Below are 22558 nucleotides of genomic sequence, written 5' to 3'. Positions count from 1 at the left end.
TGTAGAGCAGACTTGCAGTATGCGCATCGCGGCGGTGTCCGAGGCCGAAGGCGGCGGGCGCCTGCGCGAACTCGGCGAACAGGCGTCCGGCTCCGAGGGCGCCCTCTCCGAGGGCACCCTCTGGCGCGTCGGCGACCTCGCCGGCGCCATCGCCGACCACGAGGCGCGCGGCCGGCGCAGCGGTGAGCCTGTGCGCTGGGTCTTCGCCGACACCTCCCAGGTCTATCCGGCTCTGCTGGACCGGGGTGTGCGCATCTCCCGCTGCCACGACACCACTCTGGTCGAGGCGCTGCTGCTGAGCCACGCCGGCCGCTTCGGCGAGGCCCACGCGCTCGGGGCCGCCTGGGCGCGCCTGCACGGCCGCGAGGCCCCGCCCGATCCCGCGCCCCCGGGCGCCGAGGGCCGCGATGCGCAGCCGACCCTGTTCGAACCGGACCGCTCCACGCTGCCGCCCGACGCCGACCCGCTCGACGCCCTCGTCGAGGTCTACGCCGACCAGCGGCGCCGCATGGCCGAGCTGGTGCACCCGGGGCGGTTCGCGCTTCTGGCGGCCGTCGAGTCGGCCGGTGCGCTCGGCGCGGCCGAGATGGCCCACGACGGCGTCCCCTGGCGCGCCGATGTCCACGACGCGGTCCTCACCGAGCAGCTCGGTGCGCGCCCGGCCTCGGGCACGCGCCCTCCCGTGCTGGCCGACCTCGCCGCCCGCATCAGCGAGGCTTTCGGCCGCAGCGTCAACCCCGACTCCCCGGTCCAGCTGATGCGGGCCTTCGAGGCCGCCGGCCACCCCGTGTCCTCCACCCGCTCCTGGGTGCTCCAGCGCGTCGACCACCCGGCGGTGCCGCTCCTGCTGCGCTACAAGGAGCTGGCGCGGCTGCACTCGGCCCACGGGTGGTCCTGGCTGGACACCTGGGTCTCCGGCGGGCGGTTCCGCACCGACTACGTCGTGGGCGGTGTGGTCTCGGGGCGCTGGGCCACGCGCGGCGGCGGAGCCCTGCAGATCCCCAAGATCGTCCGGCGCGCCGTGGTGGCCGACCCCGGGTGGACCCTCGTGTGCGCCGACGCCGGACAACTGGAGCCCCGGATCCTCGCGGCGGTCTCCGGCGACTCCGCGCTCGCCGCGGCCGCCGGCAGCGACGACCTCTACGCGCGCCTGGCCCGCTCCTTCGGCGGCGACCGCCAGCGTGCCAAGATCGCGCTGCTGGCCGCGATGTACGGCCAGACCAGCGGCGACGCCGCAGCCCTGCTGCCCCGGCTGCGGCAGGCCTATCCCCGGGCCGTCGAGCACGTCGACGCCGCCGCCCGCGAGGGCGAACAGGGCCGTCTGGTGCGCTCATGGCTGGGCCGCACCTGCCCGCCGCCGATGTGGGGGGCCGAGGACGACGCCGACGAGGGCGGGTCCGCCGGCCCCGGCGACCGGGCGGCGCGCGAGCGGGGCCGCTTCACACGCAACTTCGTCGTCCAGGCCACCGCCGCCGAATGGGCGCTGGTGCTCATGGCGGCGGTCCGGCGCGGGCTCGCCGACCTCGACTCCGCCGCCGGGCGGCCGCAGCTGGTGTTCTTCCAGCACGACGAGCTCGTGCTGCACGTGCCCCGCACTCTGGCCGAGGCGGCGGTGCAGACGCTGCGCGCAGCCGCCGACGAGGCCGCGGCGCTCATGTTCGGCGACACCCCGGTGCGCTTCCCGCTGGACATCGCCGTCGTCGACCGCTACTCCGATGCCTGAGGCACGCGTTGCGCACGCGCTCACGGCGCGCGAAACGCGGCACAATTCGGTCCTGCTGCTCGCGCGGACCTGACCTGGTGCGGTGTCTGAAGGCACCCGCAGTTCACGTTTCGGACGCTTGAAATCGACACCCGGGGAACACCATGCTTGGAGACGCTTGAAGCCGGCCGAACGGCCGCACCGGCCCAGGGTCGGCCCACAGCAGGAGAGCGGGGTACACGTGCGTCAACGGTGGAGATCGTGTGCGGGGACGACCGCGGCCTTTGCCGTCGCGTTCACCGCTTTCGGTGCGGCTCCGGCCTGGGCGGCCCCCTCGCCCGACGTCCAAGAGCGCCCGGCCGTCGGCGAGCAGATGGCCGGCGCACCCTCCACCGGCGGACCGGCCTCGCCGGCCGGTACCGGATCCTCCCCGCCCGTGGGCGACACCGGTGAGCTCAACGACCACGCCGAGGTCGCCGGGTTCGACCGCGCCCGCTCCCGCGAGTACTTCGCCGTGCTTCCCGAGTCGATCCCCCGGGAGCGCGTGCGCGAGGTCGCCGGGCTCGACGGCGTCGAGTCCGTCGAGACCGTCGACGCCGCCCGGCTCGACGTCGACGGCGAGGGCACCGCCGTGCTCGGCGTCGACCCCTCCGGCTTCCGCAACTACGCCCCCGAGCCGTCCGCGAAGTCCGACGACATCTGGCAGGGCATCGCCGAGGGCCGCGTCGCCCTGTCCGCCGACGCGGGCAAGCAGCGCGGCCTGGATGTGGGCAGCAGGGTCGAGTTGGCCGGTGCGAAGGGGGAGGTCACGCGCGAGGTGTGGACCCACGCCACCTCCGGCGTCGCCGGAATCGACGCGCTGGTCTCCCGCGACCTGGCCCGTGAGCTGGGCTTTCCCCGAGGCAACGCGCTGATCGTCTCGGCGCCCGACGCCGACCTGTGGGACCTGCAGGACCGGCTGGAGAAGGCCCTCGGCGACGAGGCCTCGCTGCAGGTGCTCGCCGAGGACCCCGAGCCCCGGCCCGCCGGCGCGACCGGCGAGGCCCTGGACTCGCGGACCCTCGAAACCGCGATCGCGGCGGCCGAAACGCGCCTCGGCGTGCCCTACGTGTGGGGCGGCGAGTCGATGTCCGAGGGCGGCTACGACTGCTCCGGGCTCGTGCAATGGGCGTTCGGCGAGGCGGGGGTGTCGGTCCCGCGCGTGACCCACGACCAGTGGTTCGCCGGCGAGCAGCTCGAGTACGCCGACGCCCGCCGCGGCGACCTCATCTTCTGGCGCAACGACCCCACGGCGCCCGACTACATCTCCCACGTGGCCATCTACCTCGGCGGCGGGCGGATGCTGGAGGCGCCCAGGACGGGGCTGGACGTGCGCGTCACCGACGTCCGCATGGACAACATGGCCGGCGTCGTGCGCGTCCACGGCTGACAGCGGCTCCCGGGGAGCCCGCGGCCGCGCTGCGGCGGGTACCGGCACCGCCGGTGTGCGAAAGGCCACCGCCCGCCCGTCGGTGCCGCACCGGGACAGCGAAAGGGGCGGCGCCGCGCCGGCACCGCCCCTTTCCTCCTGCACGATGGAGACCAGCCGGGAGGGGTTGGCTGGACTCCGCAGGAGAGGCGCAGGGCAAGTCACTGAGGGAGGGGGAGCCAGCGAAACCAGCCCTGCTTGTGGTCGTATGCGACGGCGCCCCGTGACTGCGGGGCCCATCGACTTCTGGATCAAGGTAAGCAGTGCCCGGCCGTTTTGGCAAGGGCGGAGTTCAACGCCCTCCGAGCCCGTAAACAGGGCAGAAACAGTATTTCTCGGGTATTCCTCGCGAGGGTCCCTCCCATGGGACGCGGCAACAGGAACCACCGGAAAGCGTCCGTACCACGCCGCGGTAGAGGCGGCGGAGCGGAGCGCGACAATTGGCCCCCGCGGCGTTCCTCCCGGTCGGCCGCCTCCCACCGGCGGTGCTTCGCGCCACCTCCGACCGGCCCGCCCCACCGGTCTCCGGCCGACTTCAAGGCACGGACTCCGGCAAAGCTGGGTAGAAGTAGCCATACAGGCACAAGGGATGCCTATATCCGGCAGGGGCGCGGAGCGGGGGACGAGCCGCGGTCCGCGCCTCACGGGAGGAGGCGCCATGGAGGGACGCAGCGGAGGGCCTGACGACACGGCGGTGCGGCGGACCCGAATCGGCGGCCGCCGCGCCCGCCGCCGGACGGCCCGGCTCCGCGCGCAGGCCGCCGCCGGCGTCTCCGAGCAGGCGGCCGCACCCTACGCGGGCTACCGGGCCTACGACGCGACGGACGGGGGATTCGCAGCGTTGGCACTGGCCGAGGAGGAGACCCCCGCCCAGATCCTGCTGCGCGGACTGGTCGACGACGCCGGTCTGTGCCCGCCCGCCACGTGCCGCCGCCCGGACGAGGGGCAGCGCGCCCGCGGTCCCGGCGCCGATCGCCGCGCCGACGCCGCGACGCACGCCCCGCAGGACGGCTCCGCCGAGTCGCCGGACTTTCGGCCCCTGCCCGTGGTGCAGGCGGTCGAGCGGCACCGCTCGGACAGCATCGTCGCCCACCCGATGCTCTCGCACCGCCTGCTGTGCCCGGAGGCCCGATGGGGCGACCTGCTCACGCGCCTCGACGGCCACGGCCCTGTGGACGTCGGCCTCGTCCTCGACACCGACCGGGGCATCGCGGGCGAGGTGCCCGAGCGCGACCCCCGGGTCCGGATCACCCACTACGAGACCCGCGCCCGCCCCGAGGACCTGCGCCTGGTGGCCGCGCTGTTCCGCACCGGCGACATCGGCGCCGCAGGGCGGGTCGTCTACTTCGAGCCGTTCCGCGAACCCGGCTGGCTGGACGCGGTGGACGTCCTCAGCGGCGCGCGCCCGCTGGGTGTCAAGATCCGCTGCGGCGGCCCGCGCCCGGAGCTGGTCCCCGACGCCCGCGAGCTCGGCGTGCTCATCACCGCCTGCGTGGAGCGCGACGTCCCGTTCGTGGCGGCCGGCGGGCCGCCGCAGGCCGCCGGCCGCACCGACCCCGCCACGGGTGCCCCGCAGTACGGCTACCTGAACCTGCTGCTGGCCACCGCCTCCGTCGTCGACGGCGACCACGGCAGCGTGCCCGGCCTGCTGTCGGCCACCGACGCGCGGCACCTCGCGCGCCTGGCCCGCGGTCTGCATCCGGCGACCGCGCTGCGCACGCGGGAGGTGCTGATGGGCTACGCCGCGCGCAGCACCGGCGACCCCGTACGCGAGGCCGCGGCGCTCGGCCTGCTGGGCGGCTGGCAGGTGTAAGCGCACGGGCGCGCCCGGATCCGTACTCGGTCCGGGCTGCGCGCGGCAGCGGTGAGCGACGAGGAGGACCGTGCGGACGACGTGGGTGCCCGGAGCCGATAGCACGGGCTACGGTGCGGACAACCTCCCCTACGGCGTGTTCGCGCGCGCCGGGGAGCCGCCGCGGGTGGGCGTGCGGGTGGGCCGGTGGGTGCTCGACCTGGCGGGGGCGCTGGGCGACCCGGAGTTCGCGGCGCCCTCCCTGGGCCCCTTCATGGCGCGCGGCTCCACGGCCTGGCGCGCGACCCGCGCCAAGGTGGCCGGAATGCTCGCGGCCGACAAGGGGCGCGCGGCCGCCGAACCGCACCTGGTCCCGCTGTCGGAGGTGCGGCTGCTGCGCCCCTTCGAGACGGCCGACTACACCGTCTTCCAGGGGTCGGCGGAGCACGCCGCCGCCGTCCAGAACCTGCTCCGGCCCGGCACCGGCCTGCCCGACCGGTGGTACCGCCAGCCCGTCGGCCGGCACGGGCGCGCCGGCGCCCTGACCGCCTCCGGCTGCGGTGTGCGGCGCCCCGCGGGCCAGCGCGCGCGTGCGGGCGGCGGGGCGCCGCACGTCGGGCCGAGCACACGCATGGACGCCGAGGCGCACCTGGGCTTCGTCGTGGGCGTGCCGACCTCGCCGGGGCGCAGCGTGCCGGTCTCCGGTTTCGTCGAGCACGTCTTCGGCGCGGTGCTGGCGGCCGACTTCAACGCGCGCGACATCGAGGCGTGGGAGGGCCTGCCACTGGGCCCGCTGACCGGTGCGTCGTTCGCCGTCCCGGTATCGCCGTGGGTGGTGCCCACCGACGCGCTGGGGGCGGCGCGGTTCGCGGGCCGCGCGCAGGCGCCGCCGCCGTTGCCGAACCTGGCGCGGGTGGCCGACTGGGGTCTGCGCGTCCGGTTCGAGGTGCGCCTGAACGGCGACGTCGTCTCCCGGCCGCAGTACGCGGCCATGTACTGGACCCCCGACCAGCTCCTCGCCCACCTGACCGCGAACGGGGCGGCGCTGCGCACCGGGGACCTCTACACCTCGGGCGCGGTCTCCGGGGGAGAGGAGGGGCGGCGCGGGAGCCTGCTGGAGCTGGAGTCGGCGGGCGAGGCTCCGCTCCGGCTCTCCGGCGGCGCGGCCCGCGGCTATCTGGAGGACGGCGACACAGTCGGGATCCGCGCCTGGGCGCAGGGGATGGGCGGCGGTCTCATCCGGCTCGGCGAGGTCGGCGCTACGGTGCTGCCCGCCGAGGACTGACGCGGCGGCCGGCGCGTCGACCGCGGCCCGCGATGGGAGCGGCGGGGACTCGCGCGAGTCCCCGCCGCCATCGGCCGGCCGGCTCACCTGGCCGCCGCTTCCGCCGCGCAGGGCCGCGGGTGCACTACAAGCGGACCGTCACATCGGGCAGGGGCCACGGGATCGCATCCCACAGGCCCAGGGGGCCGGAGTCCGATGACTCCTCCGCCTGCCCGGTCCCGGTCCCGGTGCCGTCGCGGCCGGACTCCTCGTTCTGCTCGGCGTCCTCCTGGGCGCCGGCCTCCTCCGAGGCGGCGTCGGCCGCGGTTTCGGCGGCGAGTCCGGTCATCATCCGCTCGACCTGCGCCGGTTCGGCCGCGAAGCGGTCCGCGCAGGCGCGGGCCGCCTCGTCCCGGGAGTCGGAGCCGACCGACCGCCACAGCTCGAGCAGTGCGCCGTCGTCCGCGGCGACCTCGGCCGGCACCGCATCGGAGTCCCCGGTCAGCAGCTTCTCGGCCACACAGGTGCGCGCGTCCGCCAGCGGGACACCGGGCGCGAACATGCCGTCGGCGGCCTCCGCGGACCGGCCGGCGGCCTCACCGGTGGGCTGCTGTCCGGTCTCGGGGATCTCCTCGGCGGGCTGTCCGCCGGTCTCAGGAACCTCTTCGGCGGGCTGTCCGCCGGTGCCGGGTGAGGGGGTCACAGCGCCCTGCTCCGGCACCTCCTCCTGCGGCTTCCCGGCGCCCGGCGTCGCGTCCGCCCCCTGGTCCTCCGGCTCCTGGCCCTGCGTGCCCGCAGGCCGGACGTCGGCGGACGGCCCACCGGCCTCCTGCTTGGAGGGCCCTTCGTCCGCGGACTCGCCGGTGCCCTCCGCGGGCTGCTCCTCGGCGGCGCCCTCACCGGAGCCGGCGGACTCCGCGGAACCGGCCTCCTCGCCGCCGGAGTCCGCGGCCTCCTGACCGTCCTCCTCCGCGCCTGCAGACTCCTCGGCGCCCTGCGTCCCCTCGTCCGCGGTGCGCCGCTCCACGCCGTCGGCGAAGGCGGCCAGCTCGTCGGCCTCCCAGCGGTCCGGCTGGAGGTAGGCCTCCACGGCCACGCCCCGTTCGGGGACCCAGAAGAGGTCGCCGGTCTTCTCGGACATGTAGGCCGGGAAGCCGTTGGCCTTCGTCTTCTGCAGCGCCTTGTCCTCGATTCGGCCGTAGCGCGCCTTCCGCAGGTCGTCGAGGTCGGTGATGTCCTGCGAGCGGATCACGCTGACCCTGCCGTACACCGCGTCGGTGCCCTGCACCCACGAGACCGTCGAGACCCGCTCGCCGGAGTTCCCCGTTTTGGAGACGGCGTGGATGCCGAACCTCTCCAGTCCCGGCGGCAGGTACGCGATGTCGAACCCGTCCAGGGAGTAGGAGGACGCGTGCTGTCGGACGACCGGCCAGGCCAGCGGGTCGTCGCCGGGTCTGTACTCCGCCGACGCCGGGCCGCCGGCCGCTACCAGGCCTGCCACGGACAAGGTGGCGGCACCGGCGAGCGCGATCCATCGCTTCTGGTGCTTGCGCATGCTCGGACCTCTCCATTGATTGCCAAGCGCGTGTCAGGTGGCTGGTGCAAACCCTGCGGGCCACCGCCCAACAAAAATCGCACATTGCGTAATCATCTGCTCACACCGTGTCGTTCGCGTGTCGTGGCGCCGAATCGGCCCACATGGCTACCGCGGCGGATGTTCCAGGCGCGCCGAGGCCGCTCCGCGCGGCCGTCGATCACCCGAATCCGATTGCTCCCCGAGCGGTGTCCATTGCCGCCGCCGGTCCGGATCTTGCCCGTTCATTGCGTTCTTTTGGCTGGTAGATGGCCTTATGACACGATGGCCGAGGACTAGCGCGGCCCGAACGGCGGTTCCCCGCGGGCCCGGCCCGCCCGCCGCCGCCGGTCGCGAGCCGCCGCCGGAGCGGCGGCGCCCCCGGACCAAGCCGATACGAAGGAGAGAGCATGCCAGGAGCGAGCACGGCGGAGGCGGGTGTGCCACCGCTGCTCGGCGCCGAAGGGCACACCGTACTGATGGCGCAGGCGGGGCCCGTCGTCGACTGGTTCTCGGACAACTCCGGGGCCTTCATCTCCGGTGCGATCCGGATCGTGCTGATCCTGGTCATCGCCGTCATCCTGCGCGCCGTCGCCGGGCGCCTGATCGAGCACGGCGTCAAGCGGCTGGCCGCCTCCCACCAGCGCCTGGGCAGCGGCAAGCTCGGCAGCCGCGTGCTGGCCAAGGCCGACGGGGCCGGGAACGAGCGGCAGCAGCAGCGCGCCGAGGCCATCAGCTCCGTGCTGCGCAGCATCGCCTCGATCGTGATCATCGGGGTGGCGATCGTCATGGCCCTGGGCGAGCTCGGGGTCAACCTCGGTCCGATCCTGATGAGCGCGGGCGTGCTCGGGCTCGCCATCGGCTTCGGCGCCCAGAGCCTGGTCCAGGACTTCCTCTCCGGGGTCTTCATGCTGATCGAGGACCAGTACGGCGTCGGGGACGTCGTGGACGTCGGCGAAGCCGTGGGCACCGTCGAGGAGGTCGGCCTGCGGGTGACCAAGATCCGCGACCTCAACGGCGGCCTGTGGTATGTGCGCAACGGCGAGATCCTGCGCGTCTGCAACATGAGCCAGGACTGGGCGCGCGCGGTCGTCGAGATCCCGCTGGACTCCCGGGTGGACGTCGCGCAGGCCACCGAGGTCGTCGAGCGCAGCCTCGAAACATTCGCCGAGCTGCCTGAGCAGGCCGCCCGCCTGCTGGAGTCCCCCGCCGCCGCCGGCGTCGTCGGCATCGCCAACGGCGCGGTGGTCTTCCGCGTCATGGCCAAGACCAAGCCGGGCGAGCAGTGGGAGCTGGACCGCGAGCTGCGCGGCCACCTCAAGCGCGACTTCGACCGGGCCGGCATCCGCATGGCGCACCCGATGCCGTCGAGCCCGGCCGACACCGCATAGCGCGGTCCGGGGCCGGACGCCCGCCCGGCGGACAGGCAGCGCACAAGGTTCCGAAGACGCCGCGGAGCAGGTTCACCGCGGCGTCTTCGGCGTTTGGAGACTCCCCCCGATCGGTCCCGGCCGCGGACGCCGACGCGTCATAGAATCGCACTCTGTGCATCCGATCGATTCCGGAGTGTTGTCGGTCGATCCCGCGTCGCCGACTCCGCGCGCCCCCGCGCCCTGCGCGGCGGAGTTTCCGGGCGCGGCACGGCGGGATCGACTCGGCGACACTCGGCGGCAACCGTCCGGGGCCAGTCTTGGACGGTCAGTGATGCACCTCGAAACGAGGGAGTGACATGTTCCGACGGTTCGGGTTCACGGTGGCGACCCTGGTGCTGGCCCTTGCGGGCGGCACCGGCGCCGTCGCGGCCATGCCCGGGTCCCCCGCCGCCGCACCCGCCCCGGCCGTGCCGTCCGCGGCCGCGCAGCAGGACAGCGCCGGTCCCGCGAAGCAGCGGGTGCCGGCCGTGCTCGACGTCGCCCACCGCGGCGCCTCGGCCTACGCTCCGGAGAACACGCTGGCCGCCGTCGACGCCGCGAACCGGCTCGACGCCACGACGGTGGAGCTGGACGTTCAGCGCACCGCCGACGGCGAGCTCGTCATCATGCACGACACGACCCTGGAGCGCACCACCGACGCCGAGGACGTCTTCCCCGGGCGCGACTCCTACGCCGTCGCCGACCTCACCCTCGCCGAGATCCGGCGGCTCGACGCGGGGTCGTGGTTCGGCTCCGCGTTCGCCGGCGAGCCCGTGCCGACCCTGGACGAGGCGCTGCGGCGGCTGCGCCGGCACCGGCTGAACCTGCTGCTGGAACTCAAGTCGCCCGAGCTCTCCCCGGGAATCGAAGCCGAGATCGCCGCCGACCTGCGCAAGAGCCCGTACTGGTCGGCACCCCGGCCGTCGTGGCGCTGGCCCCGGCTGGTGATCCAGAGCTTCGACTGGGAGTCGATGCGCCGCTCGCAGGACCTGCTGCCGCGGGTGCCGCACGGCCTGCTGGGCAAGGTGCCCGCCGAGGAGATCGGCGACTACGCGGGCTGGGCCGACCAGATCAACCCCAACCACACCGCGATCGACGCCGACTACGTCCAGCTCGTCCACGAGGCCGGCATGGAGGTGCACACCTACACGGTCAACGAGCCCCGCGACATGCGCACGGCCATCGGCAAAGGCGTCGACGGCCTGATCTCCGACCGTCCCGACGTCGCCCGCCAAGTCATCGCCGAGGAGACCGCCGACGCGGCCCCCGCCGCCTGACCCGCCGCCTGCCCGCAGGCGCCGCGGCGCGCGTGCTCACCCGCGCGTCCGCTCGCCGGTCGAGCGGACGCGCGGACGCCTGTGCCGGGGGCGCTTCCGCGGGATTCAGCGCGGGCGGCCGGGCACTCCCGGGCGGCTCTGCCAGGGGAGGGGGCCCGACAGCGGCCGGTACTCCACGCCCAGTGCGTCCAGCCGCCGCAGGTGCTCCTCCAGGCGGGGCAGGAACCCGCCGTACTCGCGGCGGCCCGGCGACCACACCGCCTCGGCGAAGGCCGCGAGGCGGGGGAAGACCATGTAGTCGACCGCGCGGGGGGTGTCCATGTGCTCGGTCCAGACGTTGACCTGGGCGCCCAGCACCCGTCGGGCCTCCTGCTCCGACAGCTCGGCGGGCACCGGCTCGGCCGCGTAGACGTCCTCGGTGGTCAGCACGGTGCCGACGGGGACGGGCTCGCCGTCGTCGCCGGACTGGCGGTAGTCCAGGTAGGAGGTGTCGGTCGGGCACATCACCACGTCGTGTCCCGCGCGAGCGGCGGCGACACCGCCCTCGGTGCCGCGCCAGGACATCACCGTCGCGCCCGGCGCCAGGCCGCCCTCCAAAATCTCGTCCCAGCCCAGGAGCCGGCGCCCCCGTTCGGCGAGGTAGCCGTCGAAGTGCCGGACGAACCAGCTCTGCAGCTCCTCCTCGTCGGCGAGCCCCTCCTCGCGGATGCGCCGCTGCGCGGTCGGGCTGCGGCGCCACTGCTCCTTGGGGCACTCGTCGCCGCCCACGCAGATGTAGGTGCTGGGGAACAGGTCCAGGACCTCGTCGAAGACGTTGCGGTAGAACTCCAGCGTGGTGTCGGTGACGTTGAGGACGTTGTCGATGATCCCCCAGTGCCGCGCCACGCCCACCGGCTCGCCCTCGCCGAGCTCGGGGTAGGCGGCGATGGCGGCCTGCGAGTGGCCGGGGACGTCGATCTCGGGCACCACGGTGATGTGCCGCGCCGCGGCGTAGGCGACGATCTCGCGGATGTCGTCCTGGGTGTAGAAGCCGCCGTGGGGACGCCCGTCGAACGCCGCCGGGCTCCCGGCGCCGACCTGGCTCTCCGTGCGCCAGGCGCCGACCTCGGTAAGGCGCGGGTACCGCTTGATCTCCAGGCGCCAGCCCTGGTCCTCGGTCAGGTGCAGGTGGAGGACGTTGAGCTTGTGCAGCGCCAGCAGGTCGACGAAGCGCAGCACGTCGTGCTTGGGCATGAAGTGCCGCCCCACGTCGAGCATGCACCCGCGCCAGCCGAAGCGCGGCCGGTCGGTGATGCGCACGCTCGGCAGCGTCCACCGGCCGTCGGGCTCCAGCGGAGCGCGGCGGTAGGCGGCCGGCGGCAGCAGCTGGCGCAGGGTCTGGGCGCCGTAGAAGACGCCCGCCGGGTCGTGGCCGACGACCAGCGCGCCCTCGCCGTCGACGATCAGCCGGTAGCCCTCGCTGCCCAGACCGGCCCCCCGGTCCACGCTCAGCCGGATCTGCGCGCTCTGCCCGTCGCCGCGCGGCAGCGGCAGGCCGGTGGCCGCCCCCAGCTCCGTGCGCAGCCACAGCTCGGCGCCGCGGGCCGCATGGTCGGCGTCGATCCTCGTCGACGGGGTGAGCACGAGGCCGTCATAGGCGCCGGTCGAAATTTCGGCGGGCCGCGGCACCAGCGAATCAGCGGGCACGGAAGGCGCTCCCATCCGGTCTAGACCAATAGTCGCCCCATGGTGCCACGACCGGACTCCCGGCGGCACGCGCGGGCCCGCTCGCGCGCAGCCCGGGGCCGGGGCGGCCGGATCCGGCCGCCTCCCGGCCGCTCGGGGCGGGGTGTCACCGGATGGGGATGCGGATGCGCTCGGCGTGCTCGTCGGCGGGCGGGGCGGGCGAGAGCCACTCGTCGGAGAGGAGCACGGCCATGGAGTACAGGTGCCAGACCTGCTGGGGCCGTGAGACCGGGTCCTGGTGCAGCAGCTCCTCGATGCGGCCCTTGTCCACCAGCTCGAACAGCTCGGGGGTGTCCAGGATGCGCTCCCGCATGGGCGCGACGTAGTCGGCGCTGAGCTTGCGCCGCCAGTCGAAGCCGCCGGCCGTCGTGCGGGCCTTGAGCGCGTGGCGCCGCCGGCGCGCCCGCCGCCGCAGCGGGTTGAGCATCCGCCGCTGGTCGAAGCGCCAGGGGCGGTCTGCCACCGGCAGCCGCGCGAGGTCGGGGGCCAGATGCGTCAGCAACTGGAAGACGACCTCCTCTGACCAGCGCCAGTCCGGCGAGAGCCGCATCGCCTCCCAGCGGACCCGGTGGTCCAGGAACGGGTGGTACATGCAGTAGCCGATGAGCGTGGCCGTGCGCGAGCCGGGCAGCCAGCGGCCGCTGCGGAAGCGCAGGAACATCCGGTCCAGCCCCACGGTCAGCTCGTCGAACTCCTCGGTGTAGGCGGTGTAGAGCCGGTCGCCCTCGGCCTTGGCCTGCGGGGTCATCAGCGGCGTCTGGGCGCGGGTGATGGTGTTGAACTTCTTCAGCAGCCCTTCGCGGTCGAGGCTCTGCTGGTCGTTGAGCCAGCCGCCCCGCAGCGCCTCGCCGCCCGAACCGGACAGGCGGGCCTCCACCAGGAACTCGCCGGGCGCGATGACGTTCTCGAAGGCCGAGTTCATCCCCTCGGTCATCCGCACCAGCCGCGCGGTGCGCGGCAGGGGATGCTCGGCCAGCACCGCGTCGTCTCCGTCGAGCTCCGGCGCCTGCACCCGGTGGTCGGCCACGCCCAGCCGCTCGCAGATGCGCCGGGCCAGGACGACGTCGGGGTGGTCGTCGAAGCCGCGCGTCGTCGCCCGGAAGGGGATTTTGGCCGCGTGCAGGACGGCCGCCACCAGCCGGCTGTCGCGGCCTCCGGTGAGCGACAGGGATATCGCCTCGTCGTGCCGGCGGACCGGCTCGACCGACTCCAGGAGCGCGTCGGCCAGCGCCCGCACCCGCTCGCGGCGCGCACGTCGGCCGCGCGGGGCGGGCTCGGGGGTCGGCAGGTCGCGGGCGGCGGTGCGCGCGACCCCGTCGCGGATGCGCAGCGTCGCGCATTCGGTCAGGGTGGTGGTGCCGCGGAACGGCGTGTGGTCGGTCAGGTAGAAGCCGTGCCGCACCAGCGCCTGCATCGGCGGGATGTCGTACTCCGGCGTGGGCGGCAGGCGGGCGTCCGGCCCGTCCTCGGCGGCGCGGGCGACCAGGTGGACCAGTGCCGCGCGGTTGCCCACCACGTGCAGCCGGGACCGTTCGGTGTAGTACACCGGGTCGTTTCGGGTGATGGTGGTGACGGCGTCCACGCCCGCGGGTGTGGCGCGGAAGACGCCGAAGGCCCCGCCCGTCCGGTCGACGAGCGGTCCGGGGTCCGCGTCGCCGCCGAGGTCGAGCAGCGCCCTGAGGCTCGCGGGGTCGGCCAGATAGCCGCTGTAGCCGAGGACGCCCTCGCCGCTCTCGTCGCGGGTGGCGGCGAGCGGTTCGGGCAGCCACTCGTGTTCGGGCTCGTTGGTCCAGGCGAGCAGCGCGATGTTGTGCCGCGGAGCCTGCCAGGCGGTGTGCCGCAGGGTCTGCGGGGGGACGGGCAGCACGCGCTGCGCCAGTGCGCGTGCCGCCGCCACGACGTGCTCGGGGATGGGGGCCGCGCCGTCGGGCGCGGCGGATGCGAGTGCCAGGTAGAAGCGCATGCGAACTCTCCTCGTGACCGTCTTCCGGCAGTGGAGACCGGGTGCCGGAGCGCGGTCGCGCATCCGGCACTTCATGAAGAAGACGTTTCGCCTTCCCGGCGAGTGCACGGGGGCGGAGTCCTTCATCGAATTGTCGGTCCTCGTTCACCGCCGGCGAGGGCGACATGCCATACAGGCGGCAGAAGGAATAGCGGGGTATTGCCGCCGGGGACAATGGACATCCCGTTGTCCGACCATTCTCTCCGCAGGTCACGGGGAAATCCGATCCGCGGGTGCGGCGCTCGAACGGCGGCGTCACCTCGGGGAATCGTCCACTTCGGACGGGTGTGGTAGAAAAACAGCCCGGTACGCCGGGGCCGCGTTTTCCCCGCACGGCGGATTCGCCGCTTGCGGTCGGCGGGCACCGGGCGTACCGGCCGCAGGACCGTATGGCGGCGATGACCGGGAATGTACGAATGAAGATCACGAAAGGCGGCCGGGGGAGTTCCCAGGTGCAGGTTCCTGTTCGGCACGATCGCGGTCGGCGTCCTCACCCGCGGAGGACTCGGTGCGAGCGCTGAGGCCGCGGCGGCCGGCATCGGCACCGCCGTTCAGCCGGCGTGCCCGCCTAACACGCTTCCGCATCCGGTCACCGGCGAGTGAGTCCCCGTTCCACTCGGTCCGCGCTGGCCCGGGCGGGGGCACCGGGGGCGGCGCCGGTCCGGGGCCCGGCGCCGCAGGGCGCCGCCGCCCGCCCGGACCTTCCCCCACCGGGCTTGATAGGAGTCGATGCGGGTAGCGGGTTCATCGCGAGCGTCCGCAGTCACGGACTCTTGACCTGATGTTTCCCTCGATTCCCCGCCCCGCGGGGGCGCGGACAGACCGAAGGGGTATCCAGGGAGGTGCGCAGCCGCGGGCAGGGCCTACCCGGCGCGGTAGGGGTGGCACTACCCGGATTTGGGTGGTGACTTCCTCGATTCGCCGCAGGCTTTGTACTTGGCTGGTTGGTAGGCAGGAGGGCGCCGAGTCGGCGCCGCAACGACCGCCGATAGCGGGGGAGGCGCAGCGAGCGTGATCGTCTGGTCAGTGCTCATCGCCCTGGCGGGCGCTTTCTGCATGGCGCTCGGCTCGGCTCTGCAGGAGCGCGACGCGGTGCGGGCGCCCGGGCACAGCGTCGCGCGGGTCGGCTTCCTCGTGCACCTCGCCCGCCGCCCCCGCTGGGTGATCGGCACCGCGGGCGCGGGAGCGGGCGTCGCGCTGCACCTTGTGGCGCTCAGCGGCGCACCGCTGACGATCATCCAGCCCATCGGCGTCACCGGGCTGCTGTTCGCCATCGTGCTGTCGGCGCTGTTCAACCGCACCCGGGTCCGGGCCGGGCAGATCGCCGCCGGAACCGCCGTGATGGCGGGGCTGAGCGGACTCCTGCTGCTGTTCCCGCACAGTGCCGAGGTACCGCAGCTGTCCATCGGCACCGGACTCGGGCTGACCGGCGCCATCCTCGCGCTGGGCTGCGCCGTGTTCGCGGCGGCCCACTGGGTGCGGCCCGGCCCCCGGGTGCTGCTGCTGGCGACCGTCGGCGGTGCGGCCCTGGGCACCACCTCGGCCCTCGCCCGCGTGGTGGCGGCCAACGCCGCCGCCGACTGGACCGCGGTGTTCACCTGGCTGACGCCGATGTGCCTGGCCGCGGCCGTCCTGGGCGGGCTGTTCCAGCAGAACGCCTACCGCACCGGGCACTTCGCCGCCGCCTACGCCACGCTTCTGGTGGTCGACCCCGTCGTCGGAGCGGGGATCGGCGCGCTGCTGCTGGGAGAGGGCCTCCCGACGACCCCGCTCAACCAGGTGCTGGCCGTCGGCGCGGCGCTGCTGGCCCTCGGCGGCACCGTCGTGCTGGCCCTGGCGCGCAACCGCAATCCCGAGGCGCTCCGAGCGGTCGCCGACCGCGACGAGCCGACCGCCACCAAGCCCGGCAACGCATCGCCGGGTGCCCGAGCATCCACGACCACGACCTCAGGAGAGTCCCGATGACCCCCTTGAGCCAGCGATACCTGCCCCGTACCGGAGCCGGCGACGAGGCCGGCGGGCACGAGCGCCTGCGGGTTCTGATCGCGGCCGACACCTACCCCCCGGACGTCAACGGCGCGGCCTACTTCACCCGCCGCCTGGCCACCGGCCTGGCCGCCCGCGGGCACGACGTGCACGTCGTCTGCGCCTCGCCCACCGGCGAGCCCGGTATCAGCGCGGACTCCGGGGTGACCATGCACTACCTGCGGTCGGTGTCGGTGATGGTGCACGACACGATGCGCACCACCCTGCCGGCGGGAATCGGCGGACACCTCACCCGGCTGATCGAGCGGCTGCGGCCGCACGTGGTGCATGCGCAGAGCCACTTCACCGCCAGCCGCGCGGCCATCCACCGGGCGCGGCTGTCCGGCACCCCGGTCGTGCTGACCAACCACTTCATGCCGGACAACCTGTTCGCACACGCCCACATCCCCGAGCGGCTGCACAGCATGGTGGGCGCCTTCGCCTGGCGCGACATGGTGCGGGTGGCCTATGCCGCCGACCACGTGACCACGCCCACCGAGCGCGCGGCCGGGCTGCTGCGGGACAAGGGCTTCACCCGGACCGTCGAGGCCGTCTCCTGCGGCATCGACCTGGACCGCTTCCACCCGCGCCCGGCCGAGCGCACCGCCGCGCGCGAGCGGTTCGGGCTGCCCGAGCGCGACACCATCGCCTTCGTCGGCCGGCTCGACGAGGAGAAGCGCATCGACGAGCTGATCCGGGCGCTGCCGCGGGTGCTGGAGCGCCGCGACGCGCAGCTCGCCCTGGCCGGGACCGGCCAGCGCGAGCAGGATCTGCGGCGGCTCGCGGCCGATCGGGGCGTGGCGGACCGCGTGCACTTCCTGGGCTTCGTGCCCGACGCCGACCTGCCCAAGTTCTACGTCGCCGCCGACATGTTCGCGATCGGCAGCGTCGCCGAGCTGCAGAGCATCGCGACGCTGGAGGCCATGTCGACCGGCCTGCCGGTCGTGGCCGCCGACGCGCTGGCCCTGCCGCACCTGGTCACGCCCGGGAGCAACGGCTACCTGTACGCGCCGGGCGACGTCGAGGCCCTGGGCGAGCGGCTGCTGGAGGTGCTGGAGCCCGAGAGGGCGCGCGCCGAGATGGGGGCGGCCAGCCGCGAGATCGCCCGCCGGCACGACCACCGGAGGTCTCTGGACCGGTTCGTCGAGATCTACGGCGAGGTCCGCCCGCGCCACTTCGCGGGCCTGCGCCGGTCGCGTACGGCGCTGAGCGCTCCCCGTGCGCGCCGCCCGGTCATCGCCGCCTGACCGCGGGCGGCGGGCGGCCGCAGCAGTGCTTCCGCGGCCCCGGTGCCGAGGCCGGACGACCGGCGGCGGGTCGGCGGGGTCGGACAAAGCTCTGCTTCCCGGCGTTTTGGGCAATCCGCTCAATCCGCCTTCATGAGCACCAACTAGCCGCATTGGCATTGTCGGTGACTTTCCGCATTCTTTGCGTCACATACTGGTGATACCGGGTCGGGTGCCGGATAGACCTTGTGATGTGTGGTTCGTTGGGACTGGCCGGCTGCGAGGGGCGGCGGACATCCACGGTGTCGCCGTCCGTCTGCGGCGGGTCCAACGTGAGGCCGACGAGTGCGATGCGGCGCTCGTCGGCCTGGAGCGGGCCCATGCCGACCTGCAGCGCAAGGTCGAGGACGCCGAGGCCGAGCTGGAGGCGCTGCGCCGGCAGCGCATCGACGCCTTCGAGCGCTTCTGGGTGACCCGCGAGCAGCGCGACCGCGCGCGCCACCTCTCCCGGCGGCTGCGCCGGCGCCTGCACCGCCTGCACCGCCGGACCCGCGTATTCGACGGCCTTATCGGCGACTGACAGTGAGGATGTACTTGAGCGTCTCCCGGCGGGGTCTGACCCAGCGACTGACTGACCTCGGGTCCTCAAGCGGATCTGTCGTTTCGCTGGAACGGATCACGTGCGCTCGGCGCTGCGCAGCGCCTCGTCCAGCGTCTGCTGGACCTCGGCGGCCGCCAGGCGCAGGGCCCGCAGCGTGACGTCGATCGCGGGCCGGCGCATGCTGCTGGCGCGCACCACCGCGTAGACGTCGCGCGCCGGGGCCTGCGGCAGCACCCGGAAGACCAGTCCCGACGTGCCCCCGGCCAGTGCCAGGGCGGGCACCGCCGCGATGCCGATCCCCCGCGCCACCAGGTTCAGGATGGTGCCTTGGCCCTGGAACTCCCAGGCGGTGTCGGGCGCCCCGCCCACGGTGGCGAAGAGCCGGTCGGTGCCCGTCCGCGAGGGCTCGCCGCGGGGCGCCGCGATCCAGGGCTCCTCCAGCAGGCGGTGCAGCTCGACGGGGCGGCGGGTGTCGGCGAGCGGATGGTCGGACGGCACCGCCAGCACCAGCGGGTCGTGCAGCAGGTGCAGGTGCCGCAGCTTGCCCGTCCCCGTATCGGGCGGCCGCTCCGACCAGTCGTCGATCACGGCGATGTCCATCTCCGCCGAGGACACCTGGCGCACCCCGGCCGCGCCCACACTCTGCCGCAGCACCAGCTGCAGCCCCTCGTGGCGACGCAGGCTCTGCGCCAGCAGCGGTGCCAGGGCGACCGCCGCGGTGGGGAAGGCGGTGACGGTGACAGGCCCCAGCGCGACACCGCTCTGCTGGGCCAGCACCGACTCGGCCGCCTCGACCATGGCCAGGATCTGCTCGGCGTGCACGGCCAGCAGCCGGCCGCCGTCGGTCAGTTCGGCGCTGCGCGCGGTGCGGTCCAGCAGCTGGGTGCCCGCCTCGCGCTCCAGCGCAGACAGCTGCTGGGAGACCGCCGACGCCGTGTAGCCCAGCGCCTCGGCCGTGCCCGCGATCGTGCCCCGCTCCGCGAACTCCTTGAGTACCTGCAACCTCCGCAAGTCGAGCATAAGGTCAGCTTACTCTTAGCATCGAAAAGATTCGCTTGTGCTGATGGGGGGAAGTGGGCAGGGTTAAAGCAGGGAGTGATGCGAGCAAACGCGTCACCAACTGCACTTTCGTCACCGGACGTATGCGGAGTTGATCTCTTCATGTCTGTCACCGTGTCCGCCACCCTCGCCGTGAACGAGGCACTGGCCGAGAGACGGCGCCAAGGGCTGCCCGTCGTGCCGCTCGGCTTCGGCGAAGCGGGCCTGCCCGTCCACCCCGCCATGCGCGAGGCCCTGGCCGCGGGAGGTGGCAAGAACGCCTACGGACCGGTCGCCGGCGCCGCCGAGCTGCGCGACGCCGCCGCCGGCTACTGGCAGCGCCGCGGCCTGGCCACCGACCCCGACCTGGTGGTGGCCGGCCCCGGCAGCAAGCCGCTGCTCTACAGCCTGCTGCTGACCATCGGCGGAGACACCGCCGCGGCCGCACCGAGCTGGGTCAGCTACGCCGCCCAGGCCCAGCTGGCCGGCTACCGGTGCCTGCAGATCCCCACCGCACCCGCGCAGGGCGGGGTCCCCCAGCCCGACCTGCTGGCAGCGGCGGTACGGCAGGCCCGCGCCCGCGGCCGCGACGTCCGCTCCGTCATCGTCACCGCCCCCGACAACCCCACCGGAACCCTCGCCTCTGCCGCGACGGTCCGCCGCCTCGCCGAGACCGCCCGCGAGCTGGATCTGGTCGTCATCTCCGACGAGATCTACCGCGACCTGGTCTACGACGACGCGGCCGAGGTGCACAGCCCCGCCGAGTACGCACCCGAGCGCACCGTGGTCTCGACCGGTCTCAGCAAGAACCTGGCGCTGGGCGGCTGGCGGCTGGGCGTCGTCAGGCTGCCGGACAGCGCGCAGGGCCGCCGGCTGCGCGCCGGACTGCTCGGGGTCGCGAGCGAGATCTGGTCCAGCCCGGCCGCACCCATCCAGGAGGCCGCCGCCTACGCCTTCACCGAACCCCCCGAGCTCACCGACCGGATCCGCCGCAGCGCGCGGCTGCACGGCGCCGTCGCCCGCGAGACCGCCGACCGCTTCGCCGAGGCGGGCGCCATGGCCGCCGCCCCGCAGGCGGCCTTCTACTCCTACCCCGACCTGGAGGCCTGGCGCGGCCACCTGGCGCGCAAGCACGGCGTCACCACCGGCTCCGAGCTGACCGCGCTGCTGCTGGAGGACTACGGCGTGGGCGTGCTGCCCGGCTCGGAGTTCGGCGACAGCCCGCAGGCGCTGCGGATGCGCGTGGCCACCAGCCTGCTCTACGGCGAGACCGAGGACCAGCGCACCACCGCGCTCGAAGCCGACGACCCCGTCGCGCTTCCGTGGATCGCCGACCACCTCGACCGGCTCAGCGAGGTCCTGCAGGAGGTGGGGCCGGGCGAGGCCGCCGACGAGGTCCCCCGCGCCCCGCTCCGCTGAGCACGCCCGCGCGCGCCGACCGAGCGGCGGCGCGGCGGCCCCGGGCGCGCGGACCGGCCCAGGGCCGCCGCGACCGGGCGGTGAGCGGGGAGCGGACGCCGGTCGTTGCGGAAGGGCCGGGTCCGCACCCCGCCGCGGGACACTGTAACCCCGGTTCAGCCGCGCAGCGGAACGCGGGGCGGCGCAGCGGCCCCCGGCGTGATCACCGAGCGGTAGTGGTCGAGCAGTTGGTCCCCCACGACGTCCCACGTCCGGGCCTCCACGGAGGGGCGCGCGGCCGCGGCCATGCGCCGCCGCAACGCGCCGTTGTGGACCAGCCGCCCCACCGCCAGCCGCAGCCGGCGCACCGAGGCCGGGTCGTAGAGCAGGCCGTTGCGCTCGGGCTCGACGAGGTCCAGGGGGCCGCCCGAGGCGGGCGCCACCACCGGTACGCCCGAGGCCAGCGCCTCCTGCACCGCCTGGCAGAAGGTCTCGTCGGCCCCGGTGTGCACGAACACGTCCAGGCTCGCGTACAGGCGGGAGAGGTCCTCGCCCGTGCGCTGGCCGGTGAACACCGCCGAAGGGATGCGGCGGCGCAGCCGGGCCCGGTCGGGGCCGTCGCCGACCACCACCAGCCGGGCGCCGCGCAGCCGCGCCACCTGCGCCAGCAGGTCCACGCGCTTGTCCTTGGACAGTCGGCCGACATAGCCGACCAGGACCTCCCCGCCGGGGGCGAGCCTCCTGCGCAGCGCGTCGTCGCGGTGGCGCGGGTGGAAGCGCGCGGTGTCGACGCCGCGCCGCCACAGGCTCAACCGGGGGAAGCCGTGCTCGGCCAGCGCCTGGCGCGCGGCCGAGGACGGCACCAGCGTGCGGTCGACCGCGGCGTGGATCTGGCGCAGCATCGGCCAGATGGCCTCCGCTCCCGGTACGCCGTGCCGGGCCGCGAATCCGGGCAGGTCGGTCTGGTAGACCGCCACCGTGGGCAGCGCCATGGGGCGGGCGGCCTCGACCGCGGCGCCGCCCAGCAGCACGGGCGAGGCCAGGTGCACGACATCGGGCCCGAAGGCGCGCAGTGCGGCCGACAGCAGCCGGCGCAACGGCAGCCCGAGCGCGAACGAGCGGTACCCGGGAAGCGGCACGCTGGGCATGCGCACCACCGGAAAGTCCGCATACGTGGACGGGCCCGGCCCGGGGGCCAGGATCAGGGCCCGGTGGCCGCGGGCGCGCAGGTGGTCCGCCACGCGGCACACGGAGTTCGTGACGCCGTTGACCTGCGGTAGGAACGACTCGCTCACGATCGCCACGTTCAGCGGGCGGGCGGGATCGGAGGAGGGTGAGGAGGGATCGGGGGATGTGGACAGCGGGCGCATACGGCTCTCCCGTCATCGCGGGACTGCTCCTGCGGAGCACGCTAGACACGCCGTGTGAACCCGCACGGACAGCAGGCGAACGCCCCGTCGACGCGCCGCCGCCGGGAATGCGACACAGCCCGGCGCCGCCGCACCCGAGGCCGGCCGAACCGCCGCGGGCGCGGCCGGGCCTGCGGACCTGCGCTCACCCTCGCGCACCCGTATGATCGGCCACTGTCGCCCCGAACCCCTTCGGCAGAGGAGCCGCCATGACGCTGGTCGAATGGGCGCAACAGGTCTGCGCCGAGCTCGAGCTCCCCGACGAGATCGGCAAGTCCGACGTCGATCGGATCCTCGACCTCGCCAAGGACGCCGCGCACTCGGTGGCCCGCCCGGCTGCGCCGCTGACCACTTACCTGCTGGGCATCGCGGTGGGCCGCGGCGCCGACCCCGCCGACGCGGCCGCCGCCGTCGCCGCGCTCGCCCGCGAGCACGCCGCAGGGGCCGCCGACGAAAGCTGAGAAGCGTCAGGCCACCTCTTTTGCATCAGGGCGCTCACGCCGCACTCCGACCTCGGGGCACAGGCGCAACACGTGTGTGGATGAACCGTGATTCGGGTGTTACGAGACGGTGTGACTCTGTCCTTGCGCAGGACCGCGTCCGCACGACAGCGCCGCGCACCGCTGCCGATCGCTCGCGCCGCACA

Annotated in this window: 16 protein-coding genes; 11 read left to right on the top strand and 5 right to left on the bottom strand. The window is 74.3% G+C overall.

The annotated features are described in order from the left end of the window. The first annotated feature begins 19 nt into the window (after positions 1-19). The 4 genes from ABEA15_RS06520 (at position 20) to ABEA15_RS06505 (ending at position 6247) form a co-directional block, all read left to right on the top strand. Positions 20-1723 (top strand): bifunctional 3'-5' exonuclease/DNA polymerase, encoded by a 1704-nt coding sequence (locus ABEA15_RS06520; protein ID WP_344143304.1) that lies wholly within the window; start codon positions 20-22, stop codon positions 1721-1723. Between the two features lie 220 nt (positions 1724-1943). Beyond that, on the top strand, positions 1944-3131 hold the full coding sequence (locus ABEA15_RS06515) for a C40 family peptidase (RefSeq protein ID WP_345555864.1): 1188 nt from the start codon (positions 1944-1946) through the stop codon (positions 3129-3131). A gap of 697 nt (positions 3132-3828) precedes the next feature. Beyond that, a complete protein-coding gene (locus ABEA15_RS06510; protein WP_345555862.1) occupies positions 3829-4983 on the top strand; it encodes a hypothetical protein in 1155 nt (384 codons plus the stop codon). Between the two features lie 70 nt (positions 4984-5053). After that, on the top strand, positions 5054-6247 hold the full coding sequence (locus ABEA15_RS06505) for a fumarylacetoacetate hydrolase family protein (protein WP_345555861.1): 1194 nt from the start codon (positions 5054-5056) through the stop codon (positions 6245-6247). A gap of 124 nt (positions 6248-6371) precedes the next feature. Here ABEA15_RS06505 and ABEA15_RS06500 read toward each other — a convergent pair whose 3' ends face one another. Beyond that, positions 6372-7781 (bottom strand): ICP22 family protein, encoded by a 1410-nt coding sequence (locus ABEA15_RS06500; protein ID WP_345555860.1) that lies wholly within the window; start codon positions 7779-7781, stop codon positions 6372-6374. A 428-nt stretch (positions 7782-8209) separates the two neighbouring features. On the opposite strand from ABEA15_RS06500, the gene ABEA15_RS06495 reads away from it, so the two are divergent. Together ABEA15_RS06495 and ABEA15_RS06490 are read left to right on the top strand one after the other, a co-directional pair. Then, on the top strand, positions 8210-9190 hold the full coding sequence (locus ABEA15_RS06495; RefSeq protein WP_345555859.1) for a mechanosensitive ion channel family protein: 981 nt from the start codon (positions 8210-8212) through the stop codon (positions 9188-9190). Between the two features lie 338 nt (positions 9191-9528). Next, entirely contained in the window at positions 9529-10488 is a 960-nt protein-coding gene (locus ABEA15_RS06490) for a glycerophosphodiester phosphodiesterase (protein WP_345555858.1), read from the top strand. Between the two features lie 105 nt (positions 10489-10593). On the opposite strand, the gene ABEA15_RS06485 is transcribed toward ABEA15_RS06490, so the two are convergent. Together ABEA15_RS06485 and ABEA15_RS06480 are read right to left on the bottom strand one after the other, a co-directional pair. Beyond that, the gene (locus tag ABEA15_RS06485; RefSeq protein WP_345555856.1) at positions 10594-12189 is read right to left on the bottom strand and encodes a beta-N-acetylhexosaminidase; all 1596 of its coding nucleotides are present in this window, start codon (positions 12187-12189) and stop codon (positions 10594-10596) included. Positions 12190-12319: 130 nt separating this feature from the next. Then, positions 12320-14176 (bottom strand): asparagine synthase-related protein, encoded by a 1857-nt coding sequence (locus ABEA15_RS06480; RefSeq protein ID WP_345555855.1) that lies wholly within the window; start codon positions 14174-14176, stop codon positions 12320-12322. 1050 nt (positions 14177-15226) lie between these two features. Here ABEA15_RS06480 and ABEA15_RS06475 point away from each other — a divergent pair. The 3 genes from ABEA15_RS06475 to ABEA15_RS06465 all read left to right on the top strand — a co-directional run bounded on the left by ABEA15_RS06475 (position 15227) and on the right by ABEA15_RS06465 (position 18046). Next, positions 15227-16180 carry a DMT family transporter gene (locus ABEA15_RS06475; RefSeq protein WP_344143293.1) on the top strand — a complete coding sequence of 318 codons (954 nt, stop codon included), beginning with the start codon at positions 15227-15229 and terminating at the stop codon, positions 16178-16180. Between the two features lie 65 nt (positions 16181-16245). Continuing rightward, positions 16246-17487, top strand: coding sequence for a glycosyltransferase (locus ABEA15_RS06470; RefSeq protein ID WP_486387880.1), 1242 nt, complete (start codon positions 16246-16248; stop codon positions 17485-17487). Between the two features lie 232 nt (positions 17488-17719). Continuing rightward, positions 17720-18046, top strand: a complete 327-nt coding sequence (locus ABEA15_RS06465) for a hypothetical protein (protein ID WP_344143292.1) — start codon at positions 17720-17722, stop codon at positions 18044-18046. Positions 18047-18142: 96 nt separating this feature from the next. Here ABEA15_RS06465 and ABEA15_RS06460 read toward each other — a convergent pair whose 3' ends face one another. Beyond that, positions 18143-19087 carry a LysR family transcriptional regulator gene (locus tag ABEA15_RS06460; protein ID WP_344143290.1) on the bottom strand — a complete coding sequence of 315 codons (945 nt, stop codon included), beginning with the start codon at positions 19085-19087 and terminating at the stop codon, positions 18143-18145. 141 nt (positions 19088-19228) lie between these two features. Here ABEA15_RS06460 and ABEA15_RS06455 point away from each other — a divergent pair, with 141 nt between their 5' ends. After that, positions 19229-20524 carry a pyridoxal phosphate-dependent aminotransferase gene (locus tag ABEA15_RS06455; RefSeq protein WP_344143289.1) on the top strand — a complete coding sequence of 432 codons (1296 nt, stop codon included), beginning with the start codon at positions 19229-19231 and terminating at the stop codon, positions 20522-20524. Positions 20525-20679: 155 nt separating this feature from the next. On the opposite strand, the gene ABEA15_RS06450 is transcribed toward ABEA15_RS06455, so the two are convergent. After that, entirely contained in the window at positions 20680-21873 is a 1194-nt protein-coding gene (locus ABEA15_RS06450; protein ID WP_345555853.1) for a glycosyltransferase family 4 protein, read from the bottom strand. Positions 21874-22121: 248 nt separating this feature from the next. Here ABEA15_RS06450 and ABEA15_RS06445 point away from each other — a divergent pair, with 248 nt between their 5' ends. Further along, on the top strand, positions 22122-22373 hold the full coding sequence (locus ABEA15_RS06445) for a DUF6457 domain-containing protein (RefSeq protein ID WP_344143286.1): 252 nt from the start codon (positions 22122-22124) through the stop codon (positions 22371-22373). The last annotated feature ends 185 nt before the right edge of the window (positions 22374-22558 follow it).

This window comes from Streptomonospora halophila (assembly GCF_039542725.1).
GTDB lineage: Bacteria > Actinomycetota > Actinomycetes > Streptosporangiales > Streptosporangiaceae > Streptomonospora > Streptomonospora halophila.
This window is presented reverse-complemented; position numbering and strand designations above follow the sequence as displayed.

Coding starts and splice junctions, on each gene's coding strand:
- ABEA15_RS06520 (WP_344143304.1), top strand. CDS start 20: ATGCGCATCGCGGCGGTGTCCGAGGCCGAAGGCGGCGGGCGCCTGCGC.
- ABEA15_RS06500 (WP_345555860.1), bottom strand. CDS start 7,781: ATGCGCAAGCACCAGAAGCGATGGATCGCGCTCGCCGGTGCCGCCACC.
- ABEA15_RS06450 (WP_345555853.1), bottom strand. CDS start 21,873: ATGCGCCCGCTGTCCACATCCCCCGATCCCTCCTCACCCTCCTCCGAT.
- ABEA15_RS06460 (WP_344143290.1), bottom strand. CDS start 19,087: ATGCTCGACTTGCGGAGGTTGCAGGTACTCAAGGAGTTCGCGGAGCGG.
- ABEA15_RS06510 (WP_345555862.1), top strand. CDS start 3,829: ATGGAGGGACGCAGCGGAGGGCCTGACGACACGGCGGTGCGGCGGACC.
- ABEA15_RS06490 (WP_345555858.1), top strand. CDS start 9,529: ATGTTCCGACGGTTCGGGTTCACGGTGGCGACCCTGGTGCTGGCCCTT.
- ABEA15_RS06445 (WP_344143286.1), top strand. CDS start 22,122: ATGACGCTGGTCGAATGGGCGCAACAGGTCTGCGCCGAGCTCGAGCTC.
- ABEA15_RS06480 (WP_345555855.1), bottom strand. CDS start 14,176: ATGCGCTTCTACCTGGCACTCGCATCCGCCGCGCCCGACGGCGCGGCC.
- ABEA15_RS06485 (WP_345555856.1), bottom strand. CDS start 12,189: ATGGGAGCGCCTTCCGTGCCCGCTGATTCGCTGGTGCCGCGGCCCGCC.
- ABEA15_RS06495 (WP_345555859.1), top strand. CDS start 8,210: ATGCCAGGAGCGAGCACGGCGGAGGCGGGTGTGCCACCGCTGCTCGGC.
- ABEA15_RS06455 (WP_344143289.1), top strand. CDS start 19,229: ATGTCTGTCACCGTGTCCGCCACCCTCGCCGTGAACGAGGCACTGGCC.